This is a genomic window from Kitasatospora sp. NBC_01560 (assembly GCF_045208415.1).
Classification (GTDB): domain Bacteria; phylum Actinomycetota; class Actinomycetes; order Streptomycetales; family Streptomycetaceae; genus Kitasatospora.
On the sequence record NZ_CP109364.1, the window covers coordinates 8,076,230 to 8,089,572 of the forward strand.

General features: G+C 74.0%; 15 protein-coding genes. 8 read left to right on the plus strand and 7 right to left on the minus strand.

Annotated features, from left to right (window positions below):
- Positions 1 to 85: 85 nt before the first annotated feature.
- Positions 86 to 1,192, plus strand: coding sequence for a Ku protein (locus tag OH807_RS34980; RefSeq protein ID WP_406207484.1), 1,107 nt, complete (start codon positions 86 to 88; stop codon positions 1,190 to 1,192).
- Between the two features lie 42 nt (positions 1,193 to 1,234).
- Positions 1,235 to 1,516: a hypothetical protein gene (locus tag OH807_RS34985; RefSeq protein ID WP_406207487.1), complete on the plus strand. Its 282-nt coding sequence runs from the start codon at positions 1,235 to 1,237 to the stop codon at positions 1,514 to 1,516.
- Between the two features lie 92 nt (positions 1,517 to 1,608).
- Here the strand turns inward: OH807_RS34985 and OH807_RS34990 are convergent, their stop codons facing one another.
- Both OH807_RS34990 and OH807_RS34995 read right to left on the minus strand, forming a co-directional pair.
- Complete coding sequence (locus OH807_RS34990; RefSeq protein ID WP_406207489.1) at positions 1,609 to 2,997, minus strand: NADP-dependent succinic semialdehyde dehydrogenase; 1,389 nt, start codon at positions 2,995 to 2,997, stop codon at positions 1,609 to 1,611.
- A 175-nt stretch (positions 2,998 to 3,172) separates the two neighbouring features.
- The gene (locus tag OH807_RS34995; protein ID WP_406207492.1) at positions 3,173 to 3,454 is read right to left on the minus strand and encodes a DUF6158 family protein; all 282 of its coding nucleotides are present in this window, start codon (positions 3,452 to 3,454) and stop codon (positions 3,173 to 3,175) included.
- Positions 3,455 to 3,632: 178 nt separating this feature from the next.
- Here OH807_RS34995 and OH807_RS35000 point away from each other — a divergent pair, with 178 nt between their 5' ends.
- On the plus strand, positions 3,633 to 4,646 hold the full coding sequence (locus OH807_RS35000; RefSeq protein ID WP_406207494.1) for an adenosine deaminase: 1,014 nt from the start codon (positions 3,633 to 3,635) through the stop codon (positions 4,644 to 4,646).
- Between the two features lie 53 nt (positions 4,647 to 4,699).
- On the opposite strand, the gene OH807_RS35005 is transcribed toward OH807_RS35000, so the two are convergent.
- The 4 genes from OH807_RS35005 to OH807_RS35020 all read right to left on the minus strand — a co-directional run bounded on the left by OH807_RS35005 (position 4,700) and on the right by OH807_RS35020 (position 7,463).
- Positions 4,700 to 5,314, minus strand: coding sequence for a vitamin K epoxide reductase family protein (locus OH807_RS35005; RefSeq protein ID WP_406207497.1), 615 nt, complete (start codon positions 5,312 to 5,314; stop codon positions 4,700 to 4,702).
- The gene (locus tag OH807_RS35010) at positions 5,311 to 6,117 is read right to left on the minus strand and encodes a DsbA family protein (protein WP_406207500.1); all 807 of its coding nucleotides are present in this window, start codon (positions 6,115 to 6,117) and stop codon (positions 5,311 to 5,313) included. The genes OH807_RS35005 and OH807_RS35010 overlap by 4 nt, the downstream gene beginning before the upstream one ends.
- A gap of 107 nt (positions 6,118 to 6,224) precedes the next feature.
- The gene (locus OH807_RS35015; protein WP_406207503.1) at positions 6,225 to 6,902 is read right to left on the minus strand and encodes a hypothetical protein; all 678 of its coding nucleotides are present in this window, start codon (positions 6,900 to 6,902) and stop codon (positions 6,225 to 6,227) included.
- Positions 6,903 to 6,989: 87 nt separating this feature from the next.
- Complete coding sequence (locus OH807_RS35020) at positions 6,990 to 7,463, minus strand: SRPBCC family protein (RefSeq protein ID WP_406207505.1); 474 nt, start codon at positions 7,461 to 7,463, stop codon at positions 6,990 to 6,992.
- Positions 7,464 to 7,601: 138 nt separating this feature from the next.
- On the opposite strand from OH807_RS35020, the gene OH807_RS35025 reads away from it, so the two are divergent.
- Positions 7,602 to 8,471, plus strand: coding sequence for an Fpg/Nei family DNA glycosylase (locus OH807_RS35025; RefSeq protein WP_406207508.1), 870 nt, complete (start codon positions 7,602 to 7,604; stop codon positions 8,469 to 8,471).
- A 71-nt stretch (positions 8,472 to 8,542) separates the two neighbouring features.
- On the opposite strand, the gene OH807_RS35030 is transcribed toward OH807_RS35025, so the two are convergent.
- Positions 8,543 to 9,397 (minus strand): SAM-dependent methyltransferase, encoded by an 855-nt coding sequence (locus OH807_RS35030; protein WP_406207511.1) that lies wholly within the window; start codon positions 9,395 to 9,397, stop codon positions 8,543 to 8,545.
- A 254-nt stretch (positions 9,398 to 9,651) separates the two neighbouring features.
- On the opposite strand from OH807_RS35030, the gene OH807_RS35035 reads away from it, so the two are divergent.
- From OH807_RS35035 to OH807_RS35050, 4 genes are all read left to right on the plus strand, one after another.
- Positions 9,652 to 10,506, plus strand: coding sequence for a polysaccharide deacetylase family protein (locus tag OH807_RS35035; RefSeq protein WP_406207514.1), 855 nt, complete (start codon positions 9,652 to 9,654; stop codon positions 10,504 to 10,506).
- Positions 10,507 to 10,667: 161 nt separating this feature from the next.
- Positions 10,668 to 10,994 carry a hypothetical protein gene (locus tag OH807_RS35040; RefSeq protein WP_406207516.1) on the plus strand — a complete coding sequence of 109 codons (327 nt, stop codon included), beginning with the start codon at positions 10,668 to 10,670 and terminating at the stop codon, positions 10,992 to 10,994.
- Positions 10,995 to 11,272: 278 nt separating this feature from the next.
- A complete protein-coding gene (locus tag OH807_RS35045; protein ID WP_406207519.1) occupies positions 11,273 to 12,352 on the plus strand; it encodes a class I SAM-dependent methyltransferase in 1,080 nt (359 codons plus the stop codon).
- Positions 12,353 to 12,445: 93 nt separating this feature from the next.
- Positions 12,446 to 13,318: a sulfurtransferase gene (locus OH807_RS35050; protein ID WP_406207521.1), complete on the plus strand. Its 873-nt coding sequence runs from the start codon at positions 12,446 to 12,448 to the stop codon at positions 13,316 to 13,318.
- The last annotated feature ends 25 nt before the right edge of the window (positions 13,319 to 13,343 follow it).

The following is a 13,343-nucleotide window of genomic DNA, read 5'->3' on the forward strand; positions in this document are numbered from 1 at the left end:
GCCGCGGCACCGTGTGGCCGATCGGGGTGAATCCGGGCAGAGTGGGAAATCTCCGGTAGGGGGAACTCCGGGAAGGAGCGACCCCATGCAGACCACCTGGAAGGGAACGATCAGCTTCGGGCTGGTCAGCATCCCCGTTCACCTGTACTCCGCCACCCAGGAGCACGACCTGCCGCTGCACCAGGTGCACGCCAAGGACGGCGGCCGGGTACGGATGAAGCGCTATTGCGAACGGGAGGAGAAGGAGGTCCCGTACGCGGAGATCGCCAAGGGCTACGAGTCCCCCGACGGCCGCACCGTCACCCTGAGCGACGAGGACCTGGCGGACCTGCCGCTGCCCAGCAAGAAGGTCATCGACGTGCTCGCCTTCGTGGACGCCTCCGAGATCGACCCGCTGATGTTCTCCAAGGCCTACTACGTCGGCGTCGCCGACAAGGCCGCCGCCAAGCCCTACGCGCTGCTGCGCGACGCGCTCACCGAATCCGGCCGGATCGCCGTCACCAAGATCGCGCTGCGCACCCGGGAGTCCCCGGCGGTGCTGCGGGTGCACGACGGGACGCTGGTCCTGCAGACCTGCATCTGGCCGGACGAAGTCCGCCCGGCCGCCGGGATCGCGCCCGACGAGGAGGTGACCGTGCGGCCGCAGGAGCTGCGGATGGCGCGCTCGCTGATGGACACCCTCTCCGAGGACTTCGACCTCTCCCAGCTCCACGACGACTACCAGCAGGCGCTGCAACAGGTCATCGAGGCACGCCTGCAGGGCGTCGCGGTGCCCCACGAGGAGGAACCGGGGGAGGCCCCGGACAACGTCATCGACCTCATGGAGGCGCTGCGCAGCAGCCTCAAGGAGGCCAAGGGCGGACGGCACGGCCGCCCCGCGGCGCCCGCTGCCGAGGACGCCGCTGCCGAGGACGCCGCCGAGGACCGCACTGCCCAGGACGCAGCCGGCCGGGACGGCGGGCCGGAGCCGGCCGGGGCCGTGGCGTCGGCCGGCGACGAGGAGGAGGCGAAATCGGCACCCCGCCGGCGCGCGCCCGCCGCGAAGCGCACGGCGGCGACGGGGAAGGCACCCGCGAAGCCGGCGGCGGCGAAGACCGCCACGGCCACCGGCAGGAGCACCGGCACGGCGGGCCGGACCGCCACCGGCAAGACCACCACCAGGAAGTCCGCAGCTCCCCGCAAGGCCTCGTGAGCTGCTCACCGCAGTCCCGACGACGCCCGGAGGCGAACCCAGATGGACCTGATCGCTTACAAGGAACTCGACACCGGCCCCGACGCGCCCCAGCACCCGAGCCTCGCCCACCGGGCCTGGCACGGTCTGCTCAGCCTGACCCCGACGGCCGTGGTCCTCCTGACCGCGCTCTCGCTCGGCCTCGGCGCCGTCGGCGCCCAGCTGACCTCACTGCCCTGGCTGATCGTCTTCAGCGTCGTCTGGGGGATCACCGTGATCGCCCTGGCCGGCATGATCGCCCGCTGGGTGACGCCCGGCCGGGGCCGGCACCGGATGGCCGCCTGACCGGCCCCGACGCGTGCCCGGCCCCCAAACGTCACCGGACCCGACGGGGGCCGGGCACCGGGATCCCGGTGCCCGGCCCCCGCGCGCAGGCCCTACGCCACCCAGACCGTGGTGATGTTGCAGAACTCCCGCATCCCGTGCCCGGACAGCTCCCGCCCGAAGCCCGAGCGCTTGACCCCGCCGAACGGCAGCGCCGGGTGCGAGGCCGTCATCCCGTTGAAGAACACCCCGCCGGCCTGGATGTCCCGGACGAAGCGCTCCTGCTCGGCGGGGTCGTCGGTCCAGACGTTGGAGCTGAGCCCGAACGGCGTGTCGTTGGCCAGCGCCACCGCCTCGTCCAGACCGCCCACCCGGTAGACGGTGGCGACCGGCCCGAAGGTCTCCTCCAGGTGGATCCGCATCGCCGGGGTGATGCCGGTCAGCACGGTCGGCTCGTAGAACCAGCCGGCGTCCCGGCCCTCGGGGCGGCGGCCGCCGCACTCCACCCGGGCGCCGTGCGCCCGCGCGTCCTCGACCAGCTCCTCCAGGTCGTCGCGCCCCTGGCGGCTGGCCAGCGGGCCGACCTCGGTCGCCTCGTCCATCGGGTCGCCGACCGTCAGCGCCCGCATCGCCGCGGTGAACCCGGCGGTGAACGCCTCGTACACGTCGGTGTGCACGATGAAGCGCTTGGCGGCGATGCAGGACTGCCCGTTGTTCTGCGCCCGGGCCCGGACGGCGGTGGCGACGGCGGCCTCCAGATCGGCGCTGGGCAGGACGACGAACGGGTCGCTGCCGCCCAGCTCCAGCACCGCCTTCTTCACCTCGTCGGCCGCCGTCGCGGCCACCGCCCGCCCGGCCGGCTCGCTGCCGGTCAGCGTCACCGCGGCCACCCGCGGGTCGCGGATCACGCCCTCCACCGCGCCCGAGCCGATCAGCAGGGTCTGGAAGCAGCCCTCCGGGAAGCCGGCCCGGCGGAACAGCTCCTCCAGTGCCACCGCCGTCCGCGGCACGTTCGAGGCGTGCTTCAGCAGGCCCACGTTGCCCGCCATCAGGGCCGGCGCGGCGAACCGGATCACCTGCCAGAAGGGGAAGTTCCACGGCATCACCGCGAGCACCACGCCGATCGGGCGGTAGCGGACGTAGGCGCGGGAGGCACCGGAGTCGGCGACGTCGGCCGTGTCGGGGTACTCGTCGGCGAGCAGCGCCTCGGCGTTCTCCGCGTACCAGCGCATGGCCTTCGCGCACTTGGCGGCCTCGGCGCGGGCGGCGGCGAGCGGCTTGCCCATCTCCTCCGTCATCGTGCGGGCGATGCCCTCGCGGTCCTCGTCCAGCAGGTCGGCGGCGCGGCGGAGCAGCTCGGCGCGGTGCGCGAAGGCGGTGGTGCGGTAGGCGCGGAACGCCGCCTCGGCGCGGGCCAGCCGTTCCTCCAGGCCGGCCGCGTCCAGCGGTTCGAAGGTCTCCAGGGTCTCGCCGGTCGCGGGGTTGACGCTGGCGATGGGCATGGTGGCTCCCAGGTGTCCGTGGGTGTGGTCGGTCCGGGGTCGGGTCTCCACCCTGACCGACGCCCCGCCTCCGGGCCCGCCTCCACCGCCCGGCGTGTCCCGCCGGGCGGTGGAGGGCCGGCCACCGGGCCGGGCGCGGGGCCGGGGCGTTCGGCCGGTCGTCGGGGGCCGGTGGTCAGTCCGGCAGGGACTCCACGCGGGCGGCCGCCTGCCGGGCCCGCGCACCCGCCCGGGTGCGGGCCGCGGTGATCTGCCGGTTCGGGAACCGGTGCAGGTACTCCGCCTCCAGCTGCCCGGTCCGCAGGGTGTGCCGCTTCAGCGCGTCCTCCGACCCGTACAGGAAGGTCTCGTGCCGGGTGCGGTGCAGCTGCTCCAGCTCGTGCAGCAGGGTGTCATTGCCCAGGGCGTGCGGGGAGATGCCCTCGGGCCTGGTGTGCGGAGCGTCGGGGTGCCGCATGTCCACTACCTCCTCGGCGGGGATGCCCCCCGCCTACCCGGTGCCCGCCCGCCGCCGCCGGTACACCCGTCCGGGCGGTGCGCGATCCGGCCCCGGGCCCGCCGGGAGGCGACCGGATCGTACGATGACTGTCTCGATATCCTTCCTTTCTCCTCCCACAGCTCGGACCGATCACCTCATGCCGCTGCCCAAGGCCGAACTCCACCTTCATATCGAAGGAACGCTGGAGCCCGAACTCGCTTTCGCGCTCGCCGCCCGCAACGGCGTCGCCCTCCCGTACGCCGACACCGAGGAGCTGCGCCGCGCGTACTCCTTCAGCGACCTGCAGTCCTTCCTGGACCTGTACTACGCGCTGATGGCGGTGCTCCGCACCGAGCAGGACTTCGCCGACCTCGCCGACGCCTACCTGGCCCGGGCCGCCGGGCAGGGCGTGCGCCACGCCGAGATCTTCTTCGACCCGCAGGCGCACACCGCGCGCGGGGTGCCGCTGGACGTGGTGGTGGAGGGCCTCGGGCGGGCCCTTGACCGCAGCGAGGAGCGGTACGGCATCTCCACCCGGCTGATCATGTGCTTCCTGCGGGACGAGTCCGCGGAGTCCGCGCTGGAGACCTTCGAGGCCGCCCGGCCGCACTTCGGCCGGATTACCGGCATCGGGCTCGACTCGGCGGAGGTCGGCCACCCGCCCGCCAAGTTCCGCGAGGTCTACCGGCTCGCCGCCGAGGCCGGGCTGCACCGGGTCGCCCACGCGGGCGAGGAGGGCCCCGCCGCCTACATCACCGAGGCGCTCGACGTCCTCGGGGTCGAGCGGATCGACCACGGCCTGCGCTGCCTGGAGGACGCCGAGCTGGTCGAGCGCCTCGTCCGCGAGCAGATCCCGCTCACCCTCTGCCCGCTCTCCAACGTGCGCCTGCGCTGCATCGACACCCTCGCCGACCACCCGCTGCCGGCCATGCTGGAGGCCGGCCTGCTGGTCACCGTCAACTCCGACGACCCCGCGTACTTCGGCGGCTACGTGGACGACAACCTCCGCGCCGTCGAGGAGGCACTGCGGCTCGACCGCGAGCAACTGCGCCTGCTCGCCGCCAACTCCTTCCGCGCGTCCTTCCTCGACGAGGACCGCCGGGCGGCCCTGCTCGCCGAGGTGGCCGCCTACACGTTCGAGCCCGCCGGAGCCCTGACCGCCACCGCCTGACCGCCGCCGACACGACGGCCGCCCCGGGCCGGGTGGGCCCGGGGGCGGCGGGGTCAGAGCAGGGTGCTCCAGTAGTACCAGAACCTCTTGAGGACCAGCAGCGCGATCACCGCGTACCAGAGGGCGGGCACCACCCAGTGGTAGCGGGCGGCCTCCCGGACGGCCGGGCGCAGCCGGGGGCCGACCGGGATCACGCCGGAGCGCAGGTTCTGCAGCGTGGTGTACCAGAACAGCGGGATCATCGTGGCCCAGACCACCATGCAGTACGGGCAGAGCGCGCCGATCCGGTACAGCGCCTGGTACATCAGCCAGGTCACGAACCCGATGCCGAACACCGTCCCGGCCTGGAGGCCGAGCCAGAACCAGCGCCGGTACGTGGCCCCGGCCAGCAGCCCGGCGCCGACCGCGAGGACGACCGCGAAGCCGACCAGGCCGAGCAGCGAGTTCGGGAAGCCGAAGGCCTCGGCCTGGTCGCTGCGCATGATCGAGCCGCAGCTGATGATCGGGTTGATGTTGCAGTTGGGGACGTAGGACGGGTCCTTCAGCAGCCGGATCTTGTCCAGCGTGAGGACGGCGGAGGCGAACAGCCCGATCGCGCCGCCGATCACCAGCAGCAGCGCGAACGGCCGGCTCGCGCCGTACGTGCGGGCGGGGGCGGCGGAGGTCATCCGGTCACCTCCTTGACCATGGCGGTGAAGCGGTCGGGCGGGACGGGCGCGCCGTTGGCGAACACCTCCAGCTTCTTGCCGTCCAGCCGGACCGTCGGGGTACCGGTGACGCCGCTCCTGTCGAAGGCCTTGTTCACCTGGTCGGCCCACGGCGTGTAGGTGCCGTCCTGGACGGCCTTGACGAAGCCGTCCGTCTTCAGGCCGGGGACCTGCCCGGCGAGGTCGAGCAGGCGGTTCACGTCGGCGAAGCCGTCGTTGCGCTCGTCCGGCTGGTTGGCGTAGAGCACGTCGTGGAACTGCTTGAACTTGTCGACGCCCTCGTTGAGCGCCGCGCCGGCGGCGGCCAGTGCGGTGCGCGAGCCCTTGCCGCCGAGGCCCTGGTCCAGGAAGGTCGCCAGGTGGTACTCGATCTTGTAGGTGCCGGCGTCGGCGAGCTGCTGGACGGTCTTGCCGTTGGTGGTCTCCAGCTGCTCGCAGTACGGGCAGCGGAAGTCCTCGTAGATCTCCAGCGTGTGCGGGGCGTCGGCCTTGCCGTAGGTGATCACGGTGCCGTCGGGGCCGCTCGCGTGGGCGGGGGTGACGAGCGGTCCGGTGGCGGCGGTGCCGCCGCCGGACGAGCCGCCGACGGCGAAGGCCACGCCCGCCGCCAGGGCGAGCACGGCGGCGGAGGCGGCGCCGACGACGGTGCGGCGGCGGATCTTCGCCGACCGCTCGGCGCGCTCGCGCTCCTCGCGCATCCGCTCGGTGGCGGCGCGGCGGGCGGCGTTCCTGGTGGTCCGGTCGTGCGGGGGCTTCTTGCTCATGGCGGGGTGTCGTCCTGTGCTCTCGGTCGGGTGCTCGCGGAGGGGAGCGGGGCGGGCGCGCACGGGCGCGCGGCGGACCGACGGGCGGAGCGGTGGTGGAGGCGTGCTCAGCCGGCCGGGGCGGGCACCGGCGGCCCGCGGCGGACGGCGGGGCCGAGCAGGACGGGCTCGGCGGGGACGCGGACCCGGCTGGCGCGCGGGAAGGGCGTCCGGGCCGGCGGGCGGGCCGGGACGGGCGCGGTGAGCAGCAGCCACAGCCCGCGGCCGGCCGCGGAGAGCGAGCGGCGCGCGAAGTCGCCGAGGACGCGGAGCGACCGGGCGACCCGGCCCAGTGCGGCGTCGGCGCGGCGCAGCCAGAAGGCGGCGGCCAGCGCGAGCGCGGTGTGCAGCGCCAGGAGCAGCAGCGTGCCGGCGGACTGCTGGACGCCGTGGCCCAGCAGCAGGCCGCCGAGCGAGCCGCCGCCGCAGAGCAGCGGTTCGAAGCCGCGGGCCGAGCCCGGGGGCAGCGTGGGGCAGGTGCGCTGGGCGAGGTCGAACAGGGCGCTCAGCCCGAGCTCCAGCGGCAGGAAGGCCGCGGCGATCACGGGGTAGCGGCGTTCGGAACCGGCCAGGGCGTAGGCCACCGCGAAGACGGCGGCTCCGGCCACGGCCAGGGTGCCGAGCGGCAGCGGACGGCCGGTGACCAGCACCTGGCCGAGCCCGGCGAGCAGCACGACCAGCGCGGCGAAGATCGCCGCGCGGATCGTCCGGGAGACCGGACCGGCCGGGCCGGTGTGCATCTGCATGGCATCCGAGTCTGCCACAGGTCGAACCGTGCACGACCGGCCCGAGGGCCTGCTGTGAAGATCCTCACCACCGGCCCCGACCTGGCCTTATGCCGCCCCTACCGGGCCGTCGGCGGGCTCCCCGGCGGCCGCCGGCCGGGCCTCCACCAGCTCCCGGAACAGCTCCAGGTCGGCCCGGACGGCACGCTCGACCGCCCCGGCCAGGGCGAAGCCGCGCGGACCGCCGAACGCCTCGTGCACCGCCTCCGGGTCGTACTCGACCCGGATCTGCACCCGGGTGCGGCCGTGGTCGAGCGGGAGCAGCGCGACGGCGCCGTGCAGCGCCGGCCCGTCCAGCGTCCGCCAGGCCATCACCCGGCCCCGGCCGCGGTCGGTGATCTCGGTGTCCACGTCCAGCTCGGTGCCGGCGATCTCCACCCCGAGGCGCGCCAGGTTGCGGCCGTGCGGGTGGGCGCTGTGCACGCCGCCGACGAACCGCGGGTAGTCGCGCACCCGGTGGAGCTGCTCCCAGGCCGCCGGCACCGGGGCGTCGACGTCGATCTGTTCCTCAAGCGTGCTCATGGCGGGGCCGGGCCTCCTCGGGAGCCGCTGTGCGGTGCGCGGGCAACTCCAGACTGCCCCCACCGGCACCGGACGGGCAACGGGTGCCCCACCGGCACCGGACGGGCAAAGGGCGGCGGGCTGCGCGAGACTGGCCCCATGCCGGAGCTGCCCGAGGTCGAGGCCCTCAGCGCCTTCCTCTCCGAACGGCTGACCGGGCGGGTGATCGCCCGGGTGCAGCCGGTCGCGATCAGCGCGCTCAAGACCTACGACCCGCCGGTGACGGCGCTGGAGGGGCTGACGGTCGGCCCGGTGACCAGGCGCGGCAAGTTCCTGGACATCGAGGCGGGCGGCCTGCACCTGGTGGTGCACCTGGCCCGGGCAGGCTGGCTGCGCTGGAAGGAGAGCCTGCCCGCCGAGCCCCCGCGGCCGGGCGGGCGGAACCCGCTCGCCCTGCGGGTGCGGCTGGCGGGGGAGGCCGGGGACGGCTTCGACCTCACCGAGGCGGGGACGAAGAAGGGCCTCGCCGTGTACGTGGTGCGGGAGCCGGCCGAGGTGCCCGGCATCGCCCGCCTGGGCCCGGACCCGCTGGACCCGGCCCTCACCCAGGCCGCGTTCGCCGGCCTGCTGCGCGGGGAGCACCGCCGGCTGAAGGGCGTGCTGCGCGACCAGACCGTGCTGGCGGGCGTGGGCAACGCGTACTCGGACGAGGTGCTGCACGCGGCGCGGATGTCCCCGTACAAGGTGGCGTCGAGCCTGACCGAGGACGAGACGGCCCGGCTGTACGAGGCGCTCGGCAGCACGCTGCGGGACGCGGTGGAGCGCTCGCGCGGGCTGGCGGCGGGGGAGCTGAAGGCGGAGAAGAAGCTCGGCCTGCGGGTGCACGGCCGGACCGGGCAGCCCTGCCCGGTGTGCGGGGACACCGTGCGCGAGGTGTCGTTCGCCGACTCCTCGCTCCAGTACTGCCCGACCTGCCAGACCGGCGGGCGGCCGCTCGCCGACCGCCGGCTGTCGCGGCTGCTGAAGTAGCCGCCGCGGCGGTGCGGTGCGGCGGGAGGTGGTGGCGCGGCGGGTCCGGCCGCGCCACCGCGAAGCTCGGGCTACAGCTTGCGGGCGACGCCGCCCCAGTAGTACGCGGCGTGCGGGTCGGCCGGCGGCTCGCCGTCCGGGCGCCAGGCCATCACGGGGGCGACCCCGGGCTCGATCAGCTCCCAGCCGTCGAAGAACCGGGCCACCTCCTCGCGGGTGCGCGGGACGAGCGTCATGCCGCCGGCCCGGGCGGCCTCGGCGACCTTGGCCACGCTCTCCGGGTCGAAGTCCTGGGTGGGGTGGGTGAGGGCGAGGCAGCTGCCGGCGGGCAGCGCGTCCCGCAGCGCGGCGACCTTGCCCCACGGGTCGTCCTCGTCGGCGACCAGCATCAGGACGGCGATCATCAGCAGGCCGACCGGCCGGCCGAGGTCGAGCGTGGAGGTGAGCGCCGGGTCGGTGAGCAGCTCGTCGGGCTTGCCCAGGTCGGCGTGGATGTAGGTGGTGCGGCTGGCCGGGGTGGAGACCATCAGCGCCCGGGCGTGGGCCAGCACGATCGGGTCGTTGTCGACGTAGACCACGCGGGTGCCGGGGCTGACCGCCTCGGCGATCTCGTGGGTGTTCGGCGAGGTGGGGATGCCGGTGCCGAGGTCGAGGAACTGGCGGATGCCCTGCTGTTCGGCCAGGTAGCGGACGGCGCGGCCCTGGAACGCCCGGTTCTCCTTGGCCATCGCCTTGACGCTGGGGACTGCCTCCTCGATGGCCTGGCCCATGGCGCGGTCCGGCGGGAAGTTGGTCTTCCCGCCCAGCCAGTAGTCGTAGACGCGGGCGGAGTGCGGGGCACTGGTGTCGACGCCGAAGCGCTCCCACTGGCTCAGCTCGACCTCGTCCTGCTCGGGCTGGTCGGAGAAGTCCTGACTTGTCGTCATGGCCACGTCCTCTGAAGGCAGATCATCACACTTTGTGGGTCAGCGTAGCGGGCCCGTTCCGGCCATGGGTACGGGGCGCCGGTCCCCGGCCGTGCGGGGCCCCCGGGGCGCGAGGGCACAGCGGGGCCGCGACGGGCGCCCGCTTGGGCCGTCGGGGTGATGCTGGGGGCCGTCGGAGTTGCCGGTGGGAGGCGCCGGGGTCCGCGGGGGATGCATCGATCATGCTGTCTGATCGTCATATTACTTCGCGTAGATTGCTGCTGGTCGCAGCCGGGATGTCGCTGCTCGGGGTCGCCGGCTGCCGGGGCACGACGGAGCCGGCGGACGGTGCCCAGGGCGCCCAGGGTGCCCCGGGCCCGGAGCCGGGTGGTGAGGCGTCCGGGGCACCCGCCGCGGCTCCCACCGCCGGAGCGTCCTCGCCGGCCGCCGCCTCCCCCGCCTCCGCCTCTGCCTCCGCCCTCCCCGGGGTCGCCACCGGCACGCCGGTGGCCGCGCCCCGGGTGCTGTCGGCGGCCGAGAGCAAGCCGGTGTACGAGCTGGACGCCGAGCGCCGGGTGGTGGCCCTCACCATCGACGACGGCCCGGACCCGCGGCACACCCCGACCGTGCTGGCCCTGCTGGAGCAGTACCGGATCCGGGCCACCTTCTTCCTGATCGGCGAGAACGCCGCCGAACACCCCGACCTCGTCCGGGAGATCGCCGCCCGCGGCCACCACATCGCCAACCACACCTGGACCCACCCCGACCTGCGGAGCCTGTCCGACGCGAAGATCCGCGACGAGCTGGAGCGCACCTCCGACCTGCTGAACAAGGCCACCGGGAAGCCCCCGACCTGGTTCCGCGCGCCGGGCGGTGACTGGTCGACGCCGTCGCTCAAGATCGCCGCCGACCTCGGGATGCGGAACATGGCCTGGTCGGTGGACCCGCGGGACTGGGCACGGCCGGGGACGGAGGTGATCACCGAGCGGATCCTGAAGGACGTCCGGCCGGGCGCGATCGTGCTCAACCACGACGGCGGCGGGGATCGTTCGCAGACGGTGGCCGCGCTGAAGGCGTACCTGCCGGTGCTGATCGACTCCGGGTACTACTTCACCGCCCCGGCGGGGTGAGTGGAGGGCGGGTGCGAGAGTGAGAAGGTAGCGGCTTTTCATGCTAAACCACCCGAAAGGGTGGATTAGAAGAACCGTTTCTTCGATTTTGGGGCCTCTAGGGTGAAAGCGCATCAATTCCCCAGGTACCACTGAGTACCGCCCTGAAAGGGCCCACCCCCATGCGTCTCCGCAACACCCTGCTCGCCGCCGCCAGCGCGATCGCCCTCGTCCTCGCCGTGCCGACCTCCGCAGGTGCCGCCACCGGCGACTTCCTGTACAAGGTAGGGCCCGGCGTCCCGGCCGGGCTGGCCGACCCGGACAGCCGCGAATGCATCAACCTCTTCGGGGCGACCGAGGCGGATCCGGCCTTCGCGCCCGAGAACTTCACCACCTCGACCGCCACGGTGTTCCTCGACTTCAACTGCGACGGTGACGTCTACTACGTGATGAACCCGGGCAAGAAGCTCGGCAACCGGCTCAAGCTGCGCTCCGTGCTGTTCTCCTGAGCCGGGCCGATTCGGGCGAACCGCGGGACGGCCCGGCGACCGGGTGGGACCGTTCCGGTGGATCGACACCGGGAGCGGCCCTGCCGACAGGAATCGCCGGGCCGTCCGCCCGGGCCCGAGCGCTGCTGAGCGTCCTCTCCGCGCCGGGGCACGTGGCGGGCGGCCCCTGCGTCCACCGCGTGATCGGGCGCGGCGGGCCGTGGGCCGGTGCCGCCCGGGGGAACGGCGTAGCGTGACAAGGGAGGGCACGCGCAGCCCCCGCGGCGGGAGGAGCAACGATGTCCGCACGGGAACCGGACCGGGCCGAGCAGGAGGAGTTCGCGGGCCGGATGGTGCAGGTGCTGAACGACGCCTGCCTGGGATTCATGATCAGCATCGGCCACCGGACCGGACTCTTCGACACCATGGCCGGCCTCGCGGCGTCGACCTGTGCCGACCTCGCCCGTGCCGCCGGGCTGCACGAACGCTACGTCCGGGAGTGGCTCGGTGCGATGGTGGTCGGCGGGATCGTCGAGTACGACCCCGGGCCCGGCACCTACCGGCTGCCGCCGGAGCACGCGGCCGCGCTGACCAGGGCCGCCGGGCCGGAGAACCTGGCCGGGATGATGCAGTACCTCGCGCTCATGGGCGAGGTCGAGGAGGGGCTCGTCGAGTGCTTCCGCAAGGGCGGCGGGATGCCGTACTCCGCCTACCCGCGGTTCCAGGAGCTCCAGGCCGAGGAGTCCGGGCGGGTCTACGACCTGGCGCTGGTCGACGGGATCGTCCCGCTCGCCCCCGGGCTGCCCGAGCGGCTCCGGGCGGGCATCGACGCACTCGACCTCGGCACCGGGCAGGGCCGCGTCGTCAACCTGCTTGCCCGGGCCTTCCCGGCGTCGCGGTTCACCGGGGTCGACATCTCCGAGACCGGCATCGCCGCCGCCCGGGCCGAGGCCGCCGCGCTCGGCCTGGCCAACGCCCACTTCGAGCTCGCCGACTCGGCCGGGCTGACCGGCAGCTACGACCTGGTCACCGCCTTCGACGTGATCCACGACCTGGCCCGCCCGGCCGAGACGCTGGCCGCCGTGGCCGGCGTGCTGCGGCCGGACGGCGTCTTCCTGATGGGCGACATCGCCGCCAGCAGCCGGCTGGAGGAGAACATCGGCCACCCGCTCGGGCCGGCGCTCTACACCCTCTCGACCTTCTACTGCATGACGGTCTCGCTCGGCGAGGGCGGGGCCGGGCTGGGCACGGTGTGGGGCGAGCAGACCGCCCGGCGGATGCTGGCCGAGGCCGGCTTCGGCGCGGTGGAGACCGCACAGGTGGAGGGGGACGTCCTGAACCTCTACTACATCGTGCGCAAGGACCGCGCCGCGGCGTAGCCGGGCAGTACGGCAGTACGGCAGGCCGGTGCGGGTGGCCCGGGCGGGCGGTCGGACGTAGGTTCGAAGGAGTCCGAGCGAAGGAGGGCGGCGATGACCGGGAACGGCTACGCACACCCCGAGGCGCTGGTGCCCACCGAGTGGCTGGCCGGCCACCTGGACGACGGCACGATCCGGGTCGTCGAGGTCGACGAGGACACCACCGCCTACGAGCAGGGCCACATCCCCGGCGCGGTCGGCTGGAACTGGACCACCGACCTGCACAGCCCGGTGGGCCGCGACTACACCGACCGCGACGGCATGCAGCGCCTGCTGCGCACCGCCGGGGTCGAGGACGACACCACCGTGGTGCTGTACGGCGGGAACAACAACTGGTTCGCCGCCTACGCCTACTGGCTGCTGCGGCTGCGCGGCTACGGGCCGGTCCGGTTGCTCGACGGCGGCCGGAAGAAGTGGGAGCTGGAGGAGCGCGGGCTCACCCAGGAGGTCATGGACTACCAGCACAGCGGCTACCGGCTGGCCGGCGCCGAGCACCCGGAGGTCCGGGCGCTGCGCGACGAGGTCCTGGCCAAGGCGGAGGTGTTCGCCAAACCCGGCTCCGACGCCGTGCTGGTCGACGTCCGCTCGCCCGCCGAGTACCGGGGCGAGGCGCTGGCGCCGCCGCACCTGCCGCAGGAGCAGGCGCAGGTGCCCGGCCACATCCCCGGGGCGGTCAACATCCCCTGGTCGCAGGCGGCCAACGACGACGGCACCTTCCGCTCGGCGGACGAGCTGCGGGCGCTCTACGGAGCCCGGGGCGTGGAGGCCGAGCGTGAGGTGATCGCCTACTGCCGGATCGGCGAACGCTCCGCCCACACCTGGTTCGCGCTGACCGAGCTGCTCGGGTACCCGCACGTGAAGAACTACGACGGCTCGTGGACGGAGTACGGCTCGCTGGTGCGGGCGCCGGTGGCGCTGGGCGGCTGAGGCCTGGGCGGCTGAGGCCGGGCGC